At 54.0% G+C, this 14,917-nt stretch carries 11 protein-coding genes; 5 read left to right on the plus strand and 6 right to left on the minus strand.

Going from position 1 to position 14,917, the window contains the following annotated elements; all coding sequences use genetic code 11:
* The 5 genes from LAT75_RS07930 to LAT75_RS07950 all read right to left on the minus strand — a co-directional run.
* A partial coding sequence (locus LAT75_RS07930) for a hypothetical protein (RefSeq protein WP_291482109.1) occupies window positions 1-464 on the minus strand: 464 nt, incomplete at its 3' end.
* A 255-nt stretch (window positions 465-719) separates the two neighbouring features.
* On the minus strand, window positions 720-1,700 hold the full coding sequence (locus LAT75_RS07935) for a glycerophosphodiester phosphodiesterase family protein (protein WP_291482110.1): 981 nt from the start codon (window positions 1,698-1,700) through the stop codon (window positions 720-722).
* Between the two features lie 201 nt (window positions 1,701-1,901).
* A complete protein-coding gene (locus tag LAT75_RS07940) occupies window positions 1,902-4,433 on the minus strand; it encodes an FtsX-like permease family protein (protein ID WP_291482111.1) in 2,532 nt (843 codons plus the stop codon).
* A 121-nt stretch (window positions 4,434-4,554) separates the two neighbouring features.
* The gene (locus LAT75_RS07945; protein WP_291482112.1) at window positions 4,555-5,277 is read right to left on the minus strand and encodes an ABC transporter ATP-binding protein; all 723 of its coding nucleotides are present in this window, start codon (window positions 5,275-5,277) and stop codon (window positions 4,555-4,557) included.
* A 213-nt stretch (window positions 5,278-5,490) separates the two neighbouring features.
* Window positions 5,491-6,189, minus strand: coding sequence for an arylesterase (locus tag LAT75_RS07950; protein WP_291482113.1), 699 nt, complete (start codon window positions 6,187-6,189; stop codon window positions 5,491-5,493).
* Window positions 6,190-6,448: 259 nt separating this feature from the next.
* On the opposite strand from LAT75_RS07950, the gene hisS reads away from it, so the two are divergent.
* Window positions 6,449-7,711, plus strand: coding sequence for a histidine--tRNA ligase (gene hisS / locus LAT75_RS07955; protein WP_291482114.1), 1,263 nt, complete (start codon window positions 6,449-6,451; stop codon window positions 7,709-7,711).
* A gap of 53 nt (window positions 7,712-7,764) precedes the next feature.
* Window positions 7,765-9,072, plus strand: a complete 1,308-nt coding sequence (locus LAT75_RS07960) for a hypothetical protein (protein WP_291482115.1) — start codon at window positions 7,765-7,767, stop codon at window positions 9,070-9,072.
* Window positions 9,073-9,178: 106 nt separating this feature from the next.
* Here LAT75_RS07960 and LAT75_RS07965 read toward each other — a convergent pair whose 3' ends face one another.
* On the minus strand, window positions 9,179-11,023 hold the full coding sequence (locus LAT75_RS07965; protein WP_291482116.1) for a GNAT family N-acyltransferase: 1,845 nt from the start codon (window positions 11,021-11,023) through the stop codon (window positions 9,179-9,181).
* A 294-nt stretch (window positions 11,024-11,317) separates the two neighbouring features.
* Here LAT75_RS07965 and LAT75_RS07970 point away from each other — a divergent pair, with 294 nt between their 5' ends.
* From LAT75_RS07970 to LAT75_RS07980, 3 genes are all read left to right on the plus strand, one after another.
* Entirely contained in the window at window positions 11,318-11,746 is a 429-nt protein-coding gene (locus LAT75_RS07970; RefSeq protein WP_291482117.1) for an ATP-dependent Clp protease adaptor ClpS, read from the plus strand.
* Window positions 11,747-11,771: 25 nt separating this feature from the next.
* The gene (clpA, locus tag LAT75_RS07975; RefSeq protein ID WP_291482118.1) at window positions 11,772-14,054 is read left to right on the plus strand and encodes an ATP-dependent Clp protease ATP-binding subunit ClpA; all 2,283 of its coding nucleotides are present in this window, start codon (window positions 11,772-11,774) and stop codon (window positions 14,052-14,054) included.
* A 357-nt stretch (window positions 14,055-14,411) separates the two neighbouring features.
* Window positions 14,412-14,786, plus strand: coding sequence for a hypothetical protein (locus tag LAT75_RS07980; RefSeq protein WP_291482119.1), 375 nt, complete (start codon window positions 14,412-14,414; stop codon window positions 14,784-14,786).
* Window positions 14,787-14,917: the final 131 nt, after the last annotated feature.

Consider the following 14,917-nt stretch of genomic DNA (forward strand, 5'->3'; position numbering starts at 1 on the left):
GCAGTACCGCCGCTCTGCCCCGTGTTGTTAAGCCCCCAAAGCTGACCAAAAGATGGATCGTTGGGGATGGTCTGAAGACCTTCAAAAATTTCATCAAACGAATAATCGCGGATTACATCCGGGATGCGGTACACGAAATTGGGCTCGGCGTAAATTACATCCGGGCGGCTGTTGAGCATTTCCAAAGCCTGCTGAACGGTACCGTTGCGGAATTCCCAAAGCTCGGCATTGATGAAGCTAAGCGGCGTTACGGCCTCTACCGCAAGCGTTTCCTGCAGCATGGCGTAGTCCTCGGCTGATAACAAACCGGGCGCGAATTCCACTACAAGCTGACCGTCCATAAATTCCACAAGCCCTGTGCCTGCGATTTCTTCATGCAATATTTGCTGTGCATAAATCTTATTCGGTAGCACGGCAAATACGAAAAACAGCGCTATTAGCGCTGACAGATAATTGTACTTCATTATATATAGGCTGATTCTAATAGATAGTTGTGATTGAAAAGCGCGGCATGTCAGGGGCTACACGTATCCGGCGTGTTATGATAACAAAAAACATCCGCTCAAGTTTACGACTCACATTTTTTCACACGAATGTTAGGCGCGCGCAAACTTGTAAATTTGAGTCCGTCTGAAAACTCCTGAAATACAAAAGCCGGCTGTACATGAGCGTACAAAGCCGGCTTTAATCTCCCAAAATAAACGTTAGCTGATAAATGCTTACAATTCCAGCGCCTCTGCTGCACGGTTCGGATAATCGGTGATGAGACCGTCAACGCCCATTTGTGTTAATCGAATCATGTCTTCTTTCTGATTGATGGTCCAGGGCACGAGCCGCATCCCCATGCCATGCACACGGTTCACAAGCTCCGTATCAATAAGTGTAAAATTCGGGCTGTACACTTCGGGGATGAACCCCAGCTGCTCCAGGTTCCGGTCGAGGCCCCGCTCGTTTTCCACCAGCAGTACGAGCGGCATGGTAGGGTCGATCTCACGCATGGCCTGAAGCGTAGCCACATCAAAACTTTGGATAAACACCCGGTCCAAAACCCCTAACGCTTCTAACTCCATGTACAGCAGCTCCGCAAACACATGCGGCTCAGGCGTGTACAGGTTGTAGCCTTCGGGATTGCTCTTGGTTTCGATGTTGTAGAAAACCGGCGTGCGGCCCGTTTCAGCTAAGTGTGCTTCAACCGCCAGGATGGCGTCGCGCATCAAAGGCTTGGAAACAGCCATCGGCTGCTGCTCCGGAAAGCGGACATGCCCGCGCAGGCCGACATCAAAGCGGGAAATTTCGTCGTAGGTCATCTGAAACATGTTCAGGCCGAGGGCTTCTTCCGGCGCGACCGGCCGGCCGTCGGGGTGCGAGCTGATTTCGTGATGAAACCAGGGCTCGTGCGAGAGCACAATGAGGCTGTCGGCCGAAACCACCACATCAAATTCGAGCGTGGTGATGGGGAAATCCAAAGCCACAAGCAGGCTCGGGATGGTGTTCTCGGGAAGGATACCGCGCGCACCGCGGTGCCCCTGCAGGTCGAAATGAGGAAAATGGGCCATAGCTCTGAACTGATGTGGCTGTGATGAAACGTCCTCTCCTGCATGCTGCTCAGCCGGCTCTGACGCACAGGCGAACAGGCCGAGAACAAGCGCAAAAAAGAGCAGGATGAGCGGAAAGACGGAATGGCTTAAAAATGTCTTCATAAGTTAACACCGGTTTGGGATGGATTACAATTTGAAACGCTTCTGCGAGGCAAAGTAAGCGTTTCTGCTGTTTAACAGATTAAGCGTTTATGAAGATTGGGGGCGGCCACAGCTGATGTCGCAATGGCTTCAGCAATTCCAACAGAAAAACCGAAAGACCTGAAAACGTGAATCATCCTGAAAGATCTTAGAAATCCTGCCCTATCCCGCCCTCAGTATCTCCAGCGGCTTCCGGTTCCGGATACTTCTGCTGTTGAAATGGCCCACGGCGAGGGTGAGCAGCACAATAACGGCGGTGGTGCCGAGCAGCATGGGGATATCGGGCACGTAGGCAAGTTCGAAGTAATAGAAGGCAATGAGCCAGCCGGCGCCGAGGGCGAGGCCCAGGCCAGCAAGACAGGCGAGCAGCCCGAGCAGGGCATACTCAATCAGCTGAATGCGCGAAACCTGCTGCTGCACCGCGCCGAGGGTCCGCAGCAGCACCGCTTCGCGTACCCGCTGCAGCCGGCTGATGGCAATGGCGCTGCCGAGCACGATCAGCCCTGTAAGTACGCTGAACAGCGCCATAAACTGAACGGCAAGGGCGATTTTATCCAGAAAGGTGCGCACACTCTCCAGTACGATGCCCACATCGAGTGCGCTGATGTTCGGGTGCGCCCGCACAACGGCCTGCTGCATGGCGGCGACTTCATCTGCCCCGCCGGGCACGTTCACTACGGTGGCGTAGAACTGCGGGGCCGGCTCCAGCACGCCCGCCGGGAACAGCACAAAGAAATTGGGCTCCGGCCGCTGAAAGTCGATTTCACGGATGGAGGTCACTTCGGTCACTACCGGTATGCCCTGCACATCAAAAGTAAGGCGGTCGCCCAGGCCGATAATGAGCTCTTCGGCTATGCTTTCCCCGATGGAAATCGGCACGATTTCATCGAAGCCGCCATCGTGCCGGCCGGTCCAGCTGCCGGCGATCACGGTTTCGGCCTCGTTGAGGTTTTCGCGGTAGGTTACGCGGTACTCGCGGGTGAGGGCCCAGCGGCTGATGCGCACCTCCTCGTCTTCCCGCAGCTCGCGCACGGTGCGGCTGTTGATCTCCGCCAGTCGCATGGAAACAATCGGCACATTCTGCAAGACCGCCGCACCGCGGTCCTCGATAATGCGGATGATGTCTTCATTCTGATCGGTCTGCACATCATAAAACACCAGGTTCGGCTGCTGATCCCCGGTCTGAAAGGCGATGCGGTCGAGAATCATGTCGCGGGAAACGCTCATCACCCCGATCAGCAGCATGCCCATGCCGAGGGTTGTAATCAGCACCGCGGTTTGGTTGTTGGGCCGGAACAGGTTCGCAACGCCCTGCCGCCAAACGTAGGAAAATGCAGGAAGCCGGAGTTTCCGCAGTACGGTGATGAGCAGCTTCGAAATGCCCAGCAATATGAGCACCGCAAGTGTGAGGCCAGCCACAAAAAAAGCGGCGACCACATGGCTGCCCGTGAGCAGCGCAAGCACGCCCCCGATGGCGAGCACGGCGGCGAACATTACCGCAGCAACCGTGCTTTTCGGCAGATGGGCCAGGGGCGAAAAGTCGGCCGAGCGGATCGCGAGCAGCGGCGGGATGGTGTTCACGCTCAGCAGCGGAAGCAGGGCAAAAACCAGGCTGATGAACACCCCGACGCCCAGCCCGAGCAAAATGGAAGGCCAGCTCAGGGCCTGTTCAATCTGAAAGGGCAGCAGTTCGAGAAAAAGCATGGGCAGGAACTGCTGAACCAGCACGCCGATCAGGGTACCGGCCAGTGCCCCGACCACGCCCATCGCCACAACCTGAACCGAAATAATGGAGAGGGTTTGCCGTGAGCTCACGCCGAGACAGCGCATGGTCGCCAGGGTCGCGCTTTTGCGCTTCACGTACACATACACCGCGCTTGCCACGCCCAGCGCGCCCAGCAGCAGGGCCACGAAGCCGATCATCCCCAAAAAGCGGGTGAGGTTATCCACGATGGCGCTGAACTGCTCCTTGCGGCGCTCAACCGTGGTGAAGCTGAGCGATGTGTTCTCGCCATCGGCGCGCAGCGTGCTCACCAGCGCGCGCATGTCCGGGGTTTGCTCCCAGGCAAAATATTGTTTGTGGCTCACCCGGCTGCCCCGCTGCAGCAGGCCGGTATTTTCGATGGCATCGAGCGGCAGCATAATGCGCGGCCCGATGAGCGAGAAGGCGGCTGACTCCCCCGGAATTTCGAGAATTTCGCCGGCTATGGGCAGCGTCACCCCGCCAACCTGAACTGAATCACCGACCGAAAGGCCGAGCTGCCGCATAATCGGGCGGTCAACCAGCGCGGCGTTTTGTTCCTGATAGGTGAAGGCCGCCTGAGCGGGCACCGTTTTGAGGTCGCCGTAAAACGGGAATCCGCCGCGGATGGCGCGGATTTGAGAAAGCCGGGTTTCGCCCGCATCCCCGTAAATCGCCATGGTGGAAAACTCCACTACCGACGACTGCCGCCCGCCGAGGGTGTCGAACATGGCAATCTGCCGCTCGTCAAACGCCTGATTTTGGGCGATTTCGAGGTCGGCGCCGAGCAGCTCCTTGGCCTGCTCGTCAACGGTGAGCAGCACGTCGGCGCGAAACGACAAAATGGCCACAAGCGCGGCAACGCCGGCGATAATGCCGCTGCAGTACAGCAGCAGGCTGCCAAGCTGCGGACGCGCATCGCGCCAGGCGGTTACAAGTGAAAAACGATCCATCGGACGGATTGAAAGGTGTGTTGGGATTTTTTTTTCGGGTGATGGCTTCAGAACCCCGATCAGGGCTCAGCGCTGATTCCCGCTTTTTTTTGAGATTGGGGATGACGGCTTCCTGCGCTCGTCAGGCTTCGTGCACGAGTTCTGCATCGGCCCCGGCGGTGCGGTGATCGCTTGCGATGCGGCCGGACTTCAGCCGGATGATGCGGTCGCATTTTGCGGCGAGTTCGTTGTCGTGGGTAACGATGATGAGGGTCGTGCCCTGCTTGCGGTTGAGCTCGAACAGAATGTGCTCTACCTGCTCGCCGGTTTCGGTATCGAGGTTGCCGGTGGGCTCATCTGCGAAGAGGATTTCGGGATCGTTGATGAAGGCCCGTGCGATGGCAACGCGCTGCTGCTCGCCGCCGGAAAGCTGCGTGGGGTAGTGCGTGAGGCGGTGACCCAGCCCGACTTCGTTCAGCAGTTCGGTGGCGCGGGCGTGTACGGTTTTGTAATCGCCGCCGCGCAGCTCAACGGGCACCATCACATTTTCGACCGCGGTTAGGGTGGGGATGAGCTGGAAGGACTGAAACACGAAGCCGATGTGCCGGTTGCGGATTTGGGAGAGCTGATCTTCTGTTTTGGTTTCGAGGGCGTTGCCGCACAGCTGTACCGAGCCGGAGGAGGGCTTGTCGAGCCCCGCACACAGGCCGAGCAGCGTTGTTTTGCCGCTGCCCGAAGGGCCGATAATGGCACAGCTGATGCCGGGCTCTATGCCGAAGGATACGCTGTCGAGCACGGTGAGCGCGCTTCCGGCGCTGTTGTAGGTTTTGGTGAGGCTATCAACCGAAAGAATGAAGTCGCGCATGAAAAAGTGGTGTTGGGTAAAATGTTCTGAAAGTGCCTGTAAACTGAAGCTTTGAAAACCGCATGGGGCTGTGCATCATTCGGTTAAGCCGGAAAGCGGTTGGGGGTCAGCTCAGCTGCCGTCGCCTCCCCTTACGGAGCCGGCCCGGGCTCAGGCGGTTGTTTTGATACCTGAGAGCGGGAGCACCCGTGAGCACATCCCCCGAAAAAAAAATTAGCGTGCCCCTGCCGCGCTCACTTCCCGCAGGACCGGGGCGAGGTATTCCCAGAGGTTTGCGGCGATGATGCGGTGGCCTTCTGCAGTGGGATGGATGCCGTCGGGGAGGTTGAGTTCGGGGTTGCCGGCCACATCTTCGAGGATGAAGGGCATGAACACGAGGTCGTGCGCGGCGGCAAGCTCCCGGAAAACGGCGCGGAAGCGGTCGGTATATTCGGCACCCAGATTCGGGGGCGCCTCCATGCCGGTGAGCACGAGCCGGGCTTCGGGGTTGGCCTGCTTCACCTTGGTTAAAATGCCGTCGAGGTTGGTTTTGGTAACCTCCGGGTCGATACCGCGCAGGCCGTCGTTGCCGCCCAGCTCAAGCACAAACACATCGATGGGGAGGCGCAGCATCCAGTCGATGCGGCGGAGTCCGGCGGCGGAGGTTTCGCCGCTGAGCCCGGCATTGACGACCTCAACCGCGTAGCCCGCTTCGTCGGCTTTGCGCTGAATGTGTGCGGGAAAGGCCTCCTCGGGGTCGAGTCCGAAGCCGGCGGCGATGCTGTCGCCGATGATTACGACCCGCGGCAGGGGGTCAGCAGTGGCTGTGGCCGGAGTTGGCGCGACTGCGGCCCCGGCAGCGGGAGTGAAGAAAAACGGGATCAATACCGGGAGGCAAAGAACGAGCAGGGTCGCAAAGCGTGGTTTAAACATGTGTGAATCAGCTGGGAATTAAGTAAGGTTGAAGCGCGCATCACCCTAAAGCAAACGGCGGCACATTATTGCGGGCTTCGCGGAATAATCTGAAAAACAAGCCGGAAACGGGTTTCGTTTGACGCTGATTCAAAAGTTTAGTTGCCTAAAGTGTGACAGTAGGGCTAATCAAATCAGAAAAAGAGTGTTAAACTTACTATATTTGCCGCATAAGCCTGTCTGATAAAAAAATATCACTTCACTTTTCAGAAAGACCTGAATGTCTTCGAGTAAATTTCAAACGCTGCACGGGATGGTGGATATACTCCCCGGCGAATCCGAAAAATGGAATTGGTTAGAATCGGTAATTCGTGAAACGGCCCGTGAATTTCATTTCAGCGAAATCCGTACGCCCGTTATGGAGCCGACCGAGCTTATTGCGCGGGGCGTGGGTCAGCTTACGGACATCGTATCGAAAGAAATGTTTGGCTTCAGCCGGGGCGAGACGAACTATGTACTGCGGCCCGAGGGTACGGCACCGGTTGCGCGGGCATATGTGCAGCACCGGCTCGATCAGCGGGGAGGGGCGCAGAAGCTGTTTTACATCGGCCCGATGTTCCGGGCAGAGCGGCCGCAAAAGGGGCGGCAGCGGCAGTTTCATCAGTTCGGGGCCGAGCTGATGGGCACCGATTCGCCGCTCGCTGATGTGGAGGTGATCCGGTTTATGATGCGGGTGTATGAAAAAATCGGCCTTGCGAACATCACCCTGATGCTCAACTCCGTGGGCGACCCTGAAAGCAGGGCGGCCTACAAAACCGCGCTTCAGGCGTATTTCCGGCCACATCTTTCAAAACTAAGTGAGGTTTCCCAAACCCGCTTTGAGCAGAACCCGATGCGGATTCTGGATTCCAAAGAAGCCGAAGATCAGCCTTATCTCGCGGATGCGCCGCTCATCACGGATTACCTGAACGGACACTGCCGGGAGCATTTTGCCCAAGTGAAGAGCCTGCTCACCAACGAGGGCATCTCCTTCACCGAAAACCCGCGGCTGGTGCGCGGGCTGGATTATTACACCAAAACGGCCTTCGAGCTGGTGAGCCCCGATGTGGGCTCGCAGGATGCGCTGGGCGGCGGCGGCCGCTACGACCTGCTCGTGGAAGAAATCGGCGGTGCGCCTACACCGGCCGTGGGTTTTGCCTGCGGCATGGAGCGGCTGATGCTCGCCTGCGAAGCGCTGGGCATCCAAATCGGCAGCGATGTCGCCCTTGATGTGTACCTGGTTTGCCGGGGCACCGAAGCGCAGCGCTGGGCCATGCACGCCATGCCGGCCATCCGGAAAACAGGCCAGAGCTGCACTATGGATTTCTCCGGAAAGTCCATCAAAGCACAGCTCAAAGACGCCAACCGTCAGCAAACGCGCTTTGCCGTAATCGTGGGCGAACAGGAGCTTGCTGACCAGAAATTTACCTTCCGAGATATGCACCAAAGCACGGAAGAAGCCCTTCCGTTTGAAGAAATCCTTAGCCAGCTGGCAACTGCCTGAACCAACCAAATGCCGGTTTCTATCTGCCTGTAACCCAAAAGTTTGCAAACCTTATGAAACGCTGGATTCCGATTGCCTTTCTTGCCCTGATCGCTCTTTTTGCTGTTGCAAATCTTGTACTTACTGAAATGGCTTCACGCGCCCTTAACGAGGCTTACGGCGAAACCCGGCTCGTACAGGACGGCGTTGAGGTGCTTGTGCGTTTTAGTGACAGTAACATTAGTACCCTCTCGCCCCGAATAGGACTGGAGCGGCTGCAGGTCCGCAACCTTGAAACAGGTGATGAATTCCGTGCCCGTTCTTTGGAGTTATTTGTATCGCACGGCGACCTCTGGAGGCTGATCCGCAGCCGGGGTACCGGCGAGCGGCCGATTGTGCGCAACGGCCGCCTCGAACTCCGTGACATGGCTGTTGTGAATGCTGAACAGGAAATGCGCTACACCGCAGGCGCGCTAAATGCAACCGTTAGCGGTGATTTGTTTGAGATGTACGCATTTGTCCGTACCGATTTCCGCAATGTACCCTCTCAGAACCAGACTATCCGGATTAACATGAACGACATCAGGCCCGGTACGGAGCCGCTTCCATTTATTCCGGCGGAGCTGCCAATTAACCGGCTTGACAGGCTTGTACTGAACATGAACTACGACCAGCAGGCGGATGCCTTCGAAGTGAACCGCTTCGAGATCAGCCTGGGAGCCGACCGCATCACCCTCGACGGCCGCCTCAGCGATGTTTCGGCCATCAGCTCGCTCGGCAGCGATGCCGAAACGGCAGATACCTTTGTGAGGCCGGTACTGAGCGCGCGCATGCGCATTACCCCGGTGAGGCCGCAAATTCCGATTGGCAACGACGGGCTCGCGGTACATTTCCGCAGTTTCGACGCTACTTTTGAGGGTCCGCTCGTTGACGGTTTGAATCCGCAAACGATGCTTGAAACTGCCTTTTCTGAAATAAGCTTCACTATTGATGAACTTAGTATTTTCCCTCCTGAAACTTTCAAAGAAATATACGGGCAGCCGCTTGGCTTCCTCGGTATTTCGAGCGACCGCTTCACCGTGCCGGGTGTGCATGCGGCCTACCGGGTAACCGACGACACCGCCTTTATTGAAGAGTTCAGTCTGCAAAATCCGTTTGCTGAAGTAAACCTCACCGGTCAGCTGCTGCGCGACAACAGCTCAGGACTCTGGATGTGGGACAGCTCGAACCTGCTCGTGCGCCCCGTAACGCCGGAAAGCGAGAACTTCATCCGCATGTTTACTTCTTTCTTTGAGCTTCGCATACAGCAAACCGAAGGCACTTTCCGGATCCCGCTTAGCGGTTCCCTGCAGTCTCCAAGACTCGAAGGCCTGCGGATGTAAGCCCTAAAGAAAGTTTTTTTCTTTATAAAATATTAAAGGCATTTGGAAAACTGTTCCCTCCCGGGACAGTTCCTCCAAATGCCTTTTTTTATCGGGTTCTGCAGAATTAGTTTACAGCTTTTGGGGTATTATCCCGGTGCCATGCCTTGAAATTTTCGAGGCCTTCCTTATTCATATAGCGGGTCAGGATTTTCTCATCGGTCTTGGTTAGATCGACCAGAATGAGGCCGTCGAGGGCGTCGGCAAAATCAGGATCGATGTTAAACCCAAGCAGTTTGCCGCCGAGCTTCAGATACTGCTTCAGCAGAATGGGCACCCCTTTACAGTCGGGTTCAATATTGGAAACCATTTCTGAGACGTCATCAATATCTATAATAGCGCCGGTATTCTGAGCCGGCTGCCAGCCCTCTTTTTTGGAGGTTTTGAACGGGATGCGCGGTTTCACATCTTTGGCGAGATCGGGCAGAAAATTGCTGACTGTCAGAAATTTAACCATCAGGTTCCGTGAGCTTGTTTCATAATCGTTGCTGATGCTTACCGGGCCAAACAGAATCTTATATTTAGGAAACTGCGCCACAAAATGACCGATACCCTTCCAGAGCAGCAGCAGTGGGGAGAACGAGCGCTGATACGCCGGGCACACAAAAGAGCGGCCCATTTCGAGTGCGGGGTTCAGTTTTTTGAGCAGCCCCGGCTTCATGCGGAACAGGGTTGACGTGTACAAGCCTGAGGCGCCCTGCTCACTGAGAATCTTATCCGTCTGCCCGAGCCTGTAGGCACCGACGAGTTCCTTCTTCTCCCGCTGCCAGACAAACAGATGCAGGTAGTGCTCGTCATAGCTGTCCAGATCGATGGATTTTCCGGTGCCTTCATCCGTATCTCTGAATGAAATTTCCCGAAGCCGGCCAATTTCGCGGATGATGTTGGGAATTTGTTTGAAGGCAGCATAATACACTTCGTACTCGTTACTACTCAGCAGCAGCTGTTCCGGCTCAAAAGCTGCGATATCCTGCTGAAGCTTTTCAACAGGTACGGGGTCGATAATCTTCTCGTATTTCTGCTTTGCGGTTTCGGAAGCAGCTCTCCGGCTTTGTGATTCTTCGGGCTTTTCATCCACGATACTCTGAAGCAGGTAGGTTCGCTGCTTGAGGTAGCGGGTGAGCTCGGGCGTACTGCTGAAGCTCTTCATCTTGGATGCCGAAATCACTTTCCCGAAACGGACCTTTATAGTCATGTTTTCTTTATTGGAAAACTGACGCGGCAGCAGCAGGGTACGAAGCCTCGGGTGGATAAGTCCGGCGGTCTGAAACAGGGGCCCGTTGGCTCCGCAAAAGAAAATCGGGAGCACAGGTGCTTCTGTTTTCTGAATAATCTTTGTAATGCTGTCTTTCCAGTCGGGGTCCCGAATAGCTTTTTCGCCCCAGTTTTTGTGGGAAACCTCACCGGCGGGAAAAACCCCCAGACAGTGGCCATTGCGCAGCAGTTCAATAGCTGCTTTCATGGAAGAAAGGTTTTCCCGAACCGCTTCCCTGGTTTCAAAAGGATTTACGAACAGGAACAGATTCCGTAGTTCAGGGATGCGCTCGAGCATAAAATTGGCCAAAATCTTCGAGTCAGGGCGTACCTGCTGCAGGAGAGAACCTAAGATAACACCTTCAATACCTCCGAACGGATGGTTAGCCACAATCACCAGTTTTCCGGATTTGGGGATTCGCTCAAGTGCTTCCTCATCAAATTCCAGGGTAATATTCATCGCCTCAAGCAGCTTGGTGCTGAAATGCGCATCCCCCGGCAACTCTTTAGCACGCGAGTGAATATCATTAAGCCCTTTAAAATCAAGCATCTTCTCTAAAGGTGCACGAAAGAGCTTCAGCGCCGTGCGCATCACGGTCGACTCAGGCTCGAAGTCCAGTTTAAAGATTTTATCCGAATCGTTCGGGTTTCCCTTCATGCTATCAAAGTATAATGTTGCTAAAAGAAATATGAATTGCCGATATATGTCTTACCCGACAATAGCGTAATTTTCACAATAAGTATAATTGGCCAAATATAAAAGAATTCAGCCTAAAACCATGCCTGCAACGCAGCAGCCTTCTTCTGTGTTTTTGCAGTGTATTCGGTGTGGAATTCGCGTATCAGCAATTGAGAAGCGCCTTATTGTTTCCTAAATTACTAAACTGTCTGATAGCCTAAGCTGCCAAAGCCTGGTCTTAACCTAAATTTAATCAGAATCGCTTTACCGTTCGTGAAAACCATTCTGCCAGCTACCCGCACTCAGCTGCCGGGAACTTCTGAACCTGAAGGTCAATCTCCGGCTAAAACCAACATTATACTACCTTTATCCGGCAACGGCCCGCTTTCCTACGAGCCGCAGGATGAAGGCCATTTCTCCCTTTCCGAAAAAGTACGGGAAAAAGTAGAAGAACCTCCTAAATATGTGGTATATCTGCTCAATGATGATTATTCAACCTTCGACTTCGTCGTTCACGTGCTGGTGAACATCTTCCGAAAATCAATTGAAGAGGCTATCCGGATTACCAATGATGTGCATCACCGCGGGAAAGGCGCCTGTGGTATGTACACCAAACAAATTGCTGAAACTAAGGTCATGCTTGTTGAAGAAGCAAGCAGCAGTGCCGGTTACCCGCTTCGGGCGGTGATGGAAGAAGCCTGACCGCCCCTCATTTCTCCTTATTTATATGATCAATAAAAAACTCGACAGCGCGCTTAAGAACACCTACGTAATTGCCAAAGCACAGCGGCATATGTTCGTTTGTCTCGAACACCTGCTGCATGCCATGCTGCAGGAAGAAGAAGGCCGCCGTATTCTGTATAGCTGCGGCGCTGATATTGAACAGCTCACCAAAGATATCAAAAGCTATTATCAGGATCTGGAAATCAGTTCAGAGGAAGAGTACGACCCTGTACACACGGTGAGCTTTAAGCGGGCCCTGCATAAGGCACTGGTTCATGCACGCAGCGCCGACAAAAGCGAGGTAACTCTTGGCGATATGCTGATTTGCATTTTTGATGAGGATGAAAGCCATGCCTGCTTTTTCCTGCGCAGGCAGGGTGTAAACCGGATTGATGTGCTCAACTACATCTCGCACGGCATCACCAAGCCGGGCGTAGAACCCGATGATGAGGCTACGGCAGGCAGCGCAGGTATGCCGCGGGGCAATGACCCGCTGGAAGCCGGCGAAGAAACCGCACCCGACCCGAAGACCGGCAAAAAACCTTCTTTCCTGGAACAGTTCACCGAAAACTGGACGCAGCTTGCCGCCGACGGCAAATTCGACAAAGTTATAGGGCGCGATCTGGAAATTCAGCGCAGCATCGAAATTCTGTGCCGCCGCATGAAGAACAACCCGATTTACGTGGGCGACCCCGGCGTAGGGAAAACCGCCATCACACGCGGCCTTGCACAACGTATCGTTGACGGTCAGGTACCCGAACGGCTGCAGGATTTTACCATTTACGCACTCGATCTCGGCAACCTGATTGCCGGCACCCGCTACCGGGGCGACTTCGAAGCCCGGCTCAAAGGGGTACTCAACGCACTCAAAAAGCAGGACCGGGTGATTTTATTTATTGATGAAATCCACACCATCGTCGGGGCGGGCGCCGCGGGCGGAAGCACCATGGATGCCGCAAACCTGCTCAAACCGCTGCTGGCCGACGGCAGCCTGAAATGCATAGGCGCCACAACCTATGAAGAGTACAAAAACGTTTTTGAAAAAGACCGGGCACTATCCCGACGTTTTCAGAAAATTGACATCACCGAACCCGACGAGCAGGTAGCCATCAGCATTCTGGAAGGCCTCAAAGAGCCTTTCGAGAAGCATCACGGCATTAGATATCAGCCGAGTGCAATCGAAGCTATGGTGCGGCTGTCGGCCCGCTACCTGAACGAGCGCCGCCTGCCCGACAAAGCGGTTGATGTGATGGATGAAACCGGCGCACAGGTTTCCCTCAACAATCCGGACCGTAAAACGGTGACCACCAAAGATGTTGAGCTGCTGATATCCAAAATTGCGCGCATTCCGGTTCAGTCTATCTCATCCGAAGAAAAAGAAAGCCTTAAAGACCTGGAAAGCAGGCTGGGCAGCAAGGTCTTCGGTCAGGACAAGGCCATTCATGCACTTGTAACATCAATCAAACGGCACCGCGCCGGTTTGGGGCACGCAACAAAGCCGATTGGCTCCTTTCTGTTCAGCGGCCCCACCGGGGTGGGAAAAACCGAGCTGTGCAAGGTGCTTTCTGCGGAGCTTGGCATCGAGCTTGTGCGCTTCGACATGAGCGAATACATGGAAAAACACACCGTTTCCCGCCTGATTGGCGCCCCTGCCGGGTATGTCGGCTTTGAACAGGGCGGCCTGCTTACAGAAGCCATCCGCAAAAGCCCCAACGCCGTATTGCTGCTCGATGAAATCGAGAAAGCGCATGCTGACCTGTTCAACATCCTGCTGCAGATCATGGATTATGCCACCCTCACCGACAACACCGGCCGCAAGACCGACTTCCGCAGCGTAATTCTGGTGATGACCTCCAACCTCGGCTCCCGCGAAATGAGCAGCAGCGCCATCGGCTTTGCCGGTGATGGCTTCGGAAGCAAAGGAAACCCGCTCAAAGCCATCGAGCAGCACTTCACCCCTGAATTCCGCAACCGGCTCGATGGTACCGTCATTTTTGACCGCCTTGACGAGCGCGTGATTCTCAAAATTGCGGACCGTCAGCTCGACGAACTCAGCAGCATGCTTGCCGGAAAAAAAGTACTCCTCACCGCAGAAGATACTGCCCGGAAATGGCTTGCAAAGCACGGATACGAACCGGCTTACGGCGCCCGCCCCATGGGTCGGCTCATTCAGGAAAAAATAAAAGACAGGCTGGTTGACGAAATTCTTTTCGGCAGCCTTCAAAAAGGCGGAGAGGTAATTTTATTCAGCGACAAGGATGAACTTAAGTTCAGGTTTAAGCCTTAACAAAGCCCTAAAAGTTATTTACAAAACCATTTCTGCAAAACCGCTGTGCAACTGTACAGCGGTTTTTTTATGGCCTGAAGAATCGTTTTATCTAAAGGATACTTAACACAACAGCTCATGGAATCGAACAACCAAACTACTGATTAACAGATACTTAAGGATAAAAACTACCCAACGGACAGCATGCTTTTTACTTGATTAATGAAACAAAATATTTATTCAGGGAACTGTTTACTTTCAACCTTAGTTTACGTAGCTTTACAGGAGATTCTAAATGGACTCACAATTCTCAATCTATTTTTGACGCAACCATCTGTCAACTACTTCCTGAACAGGCAATTTTAATCGGACTCAGCCATGTTTACTAAAAATGTAAAGCTTTCAATACTGGTATTTACCGGTCTTATGATCTTCATAGTCAGCCAGATTTTCTTCACTGAAAGCCGCAATACCAACGAATTCATCCCCCTTTTTACCGAATCTGAAATTCAGATGCTGAGCAACTACGAAAGCTCTTTATATCAGCCTCTGGGGTCAACAACCGAATCAGGCGAAGCAATGCGGTATTTTTTCTACTTTGACATTCCTGATTCCGTAAGGCTCAACTATGAGTTTACCTTCTATCTACTGGAGTTTAAAGAAATCAGGGAGTTGCACGCTTACGGATACAACCCCGAAACCCAATCATCCTTCCTGCAATCCAAATCACTTCAGCCGGGTTTCCCGATTTGATGTAATGATATAACGGTTCCGGCTCCCGCAGTAAAAAAAGGCAGCTTTCATTTCGAAAGCTGCCTTTTTTTTTGAGCTTATTTCTTACGCCTTCGATTAAAGGCGATAATCATTAAATTGGAGATTCCCAG

This window comes from Cyclonatronum sp. (assembly GCF_022565315.1).
Lineage (GTDB): Bacteria > Bacteroidota > Rhodothermia > Balneolales > Cyclonatronaceae > Cyclonatronum.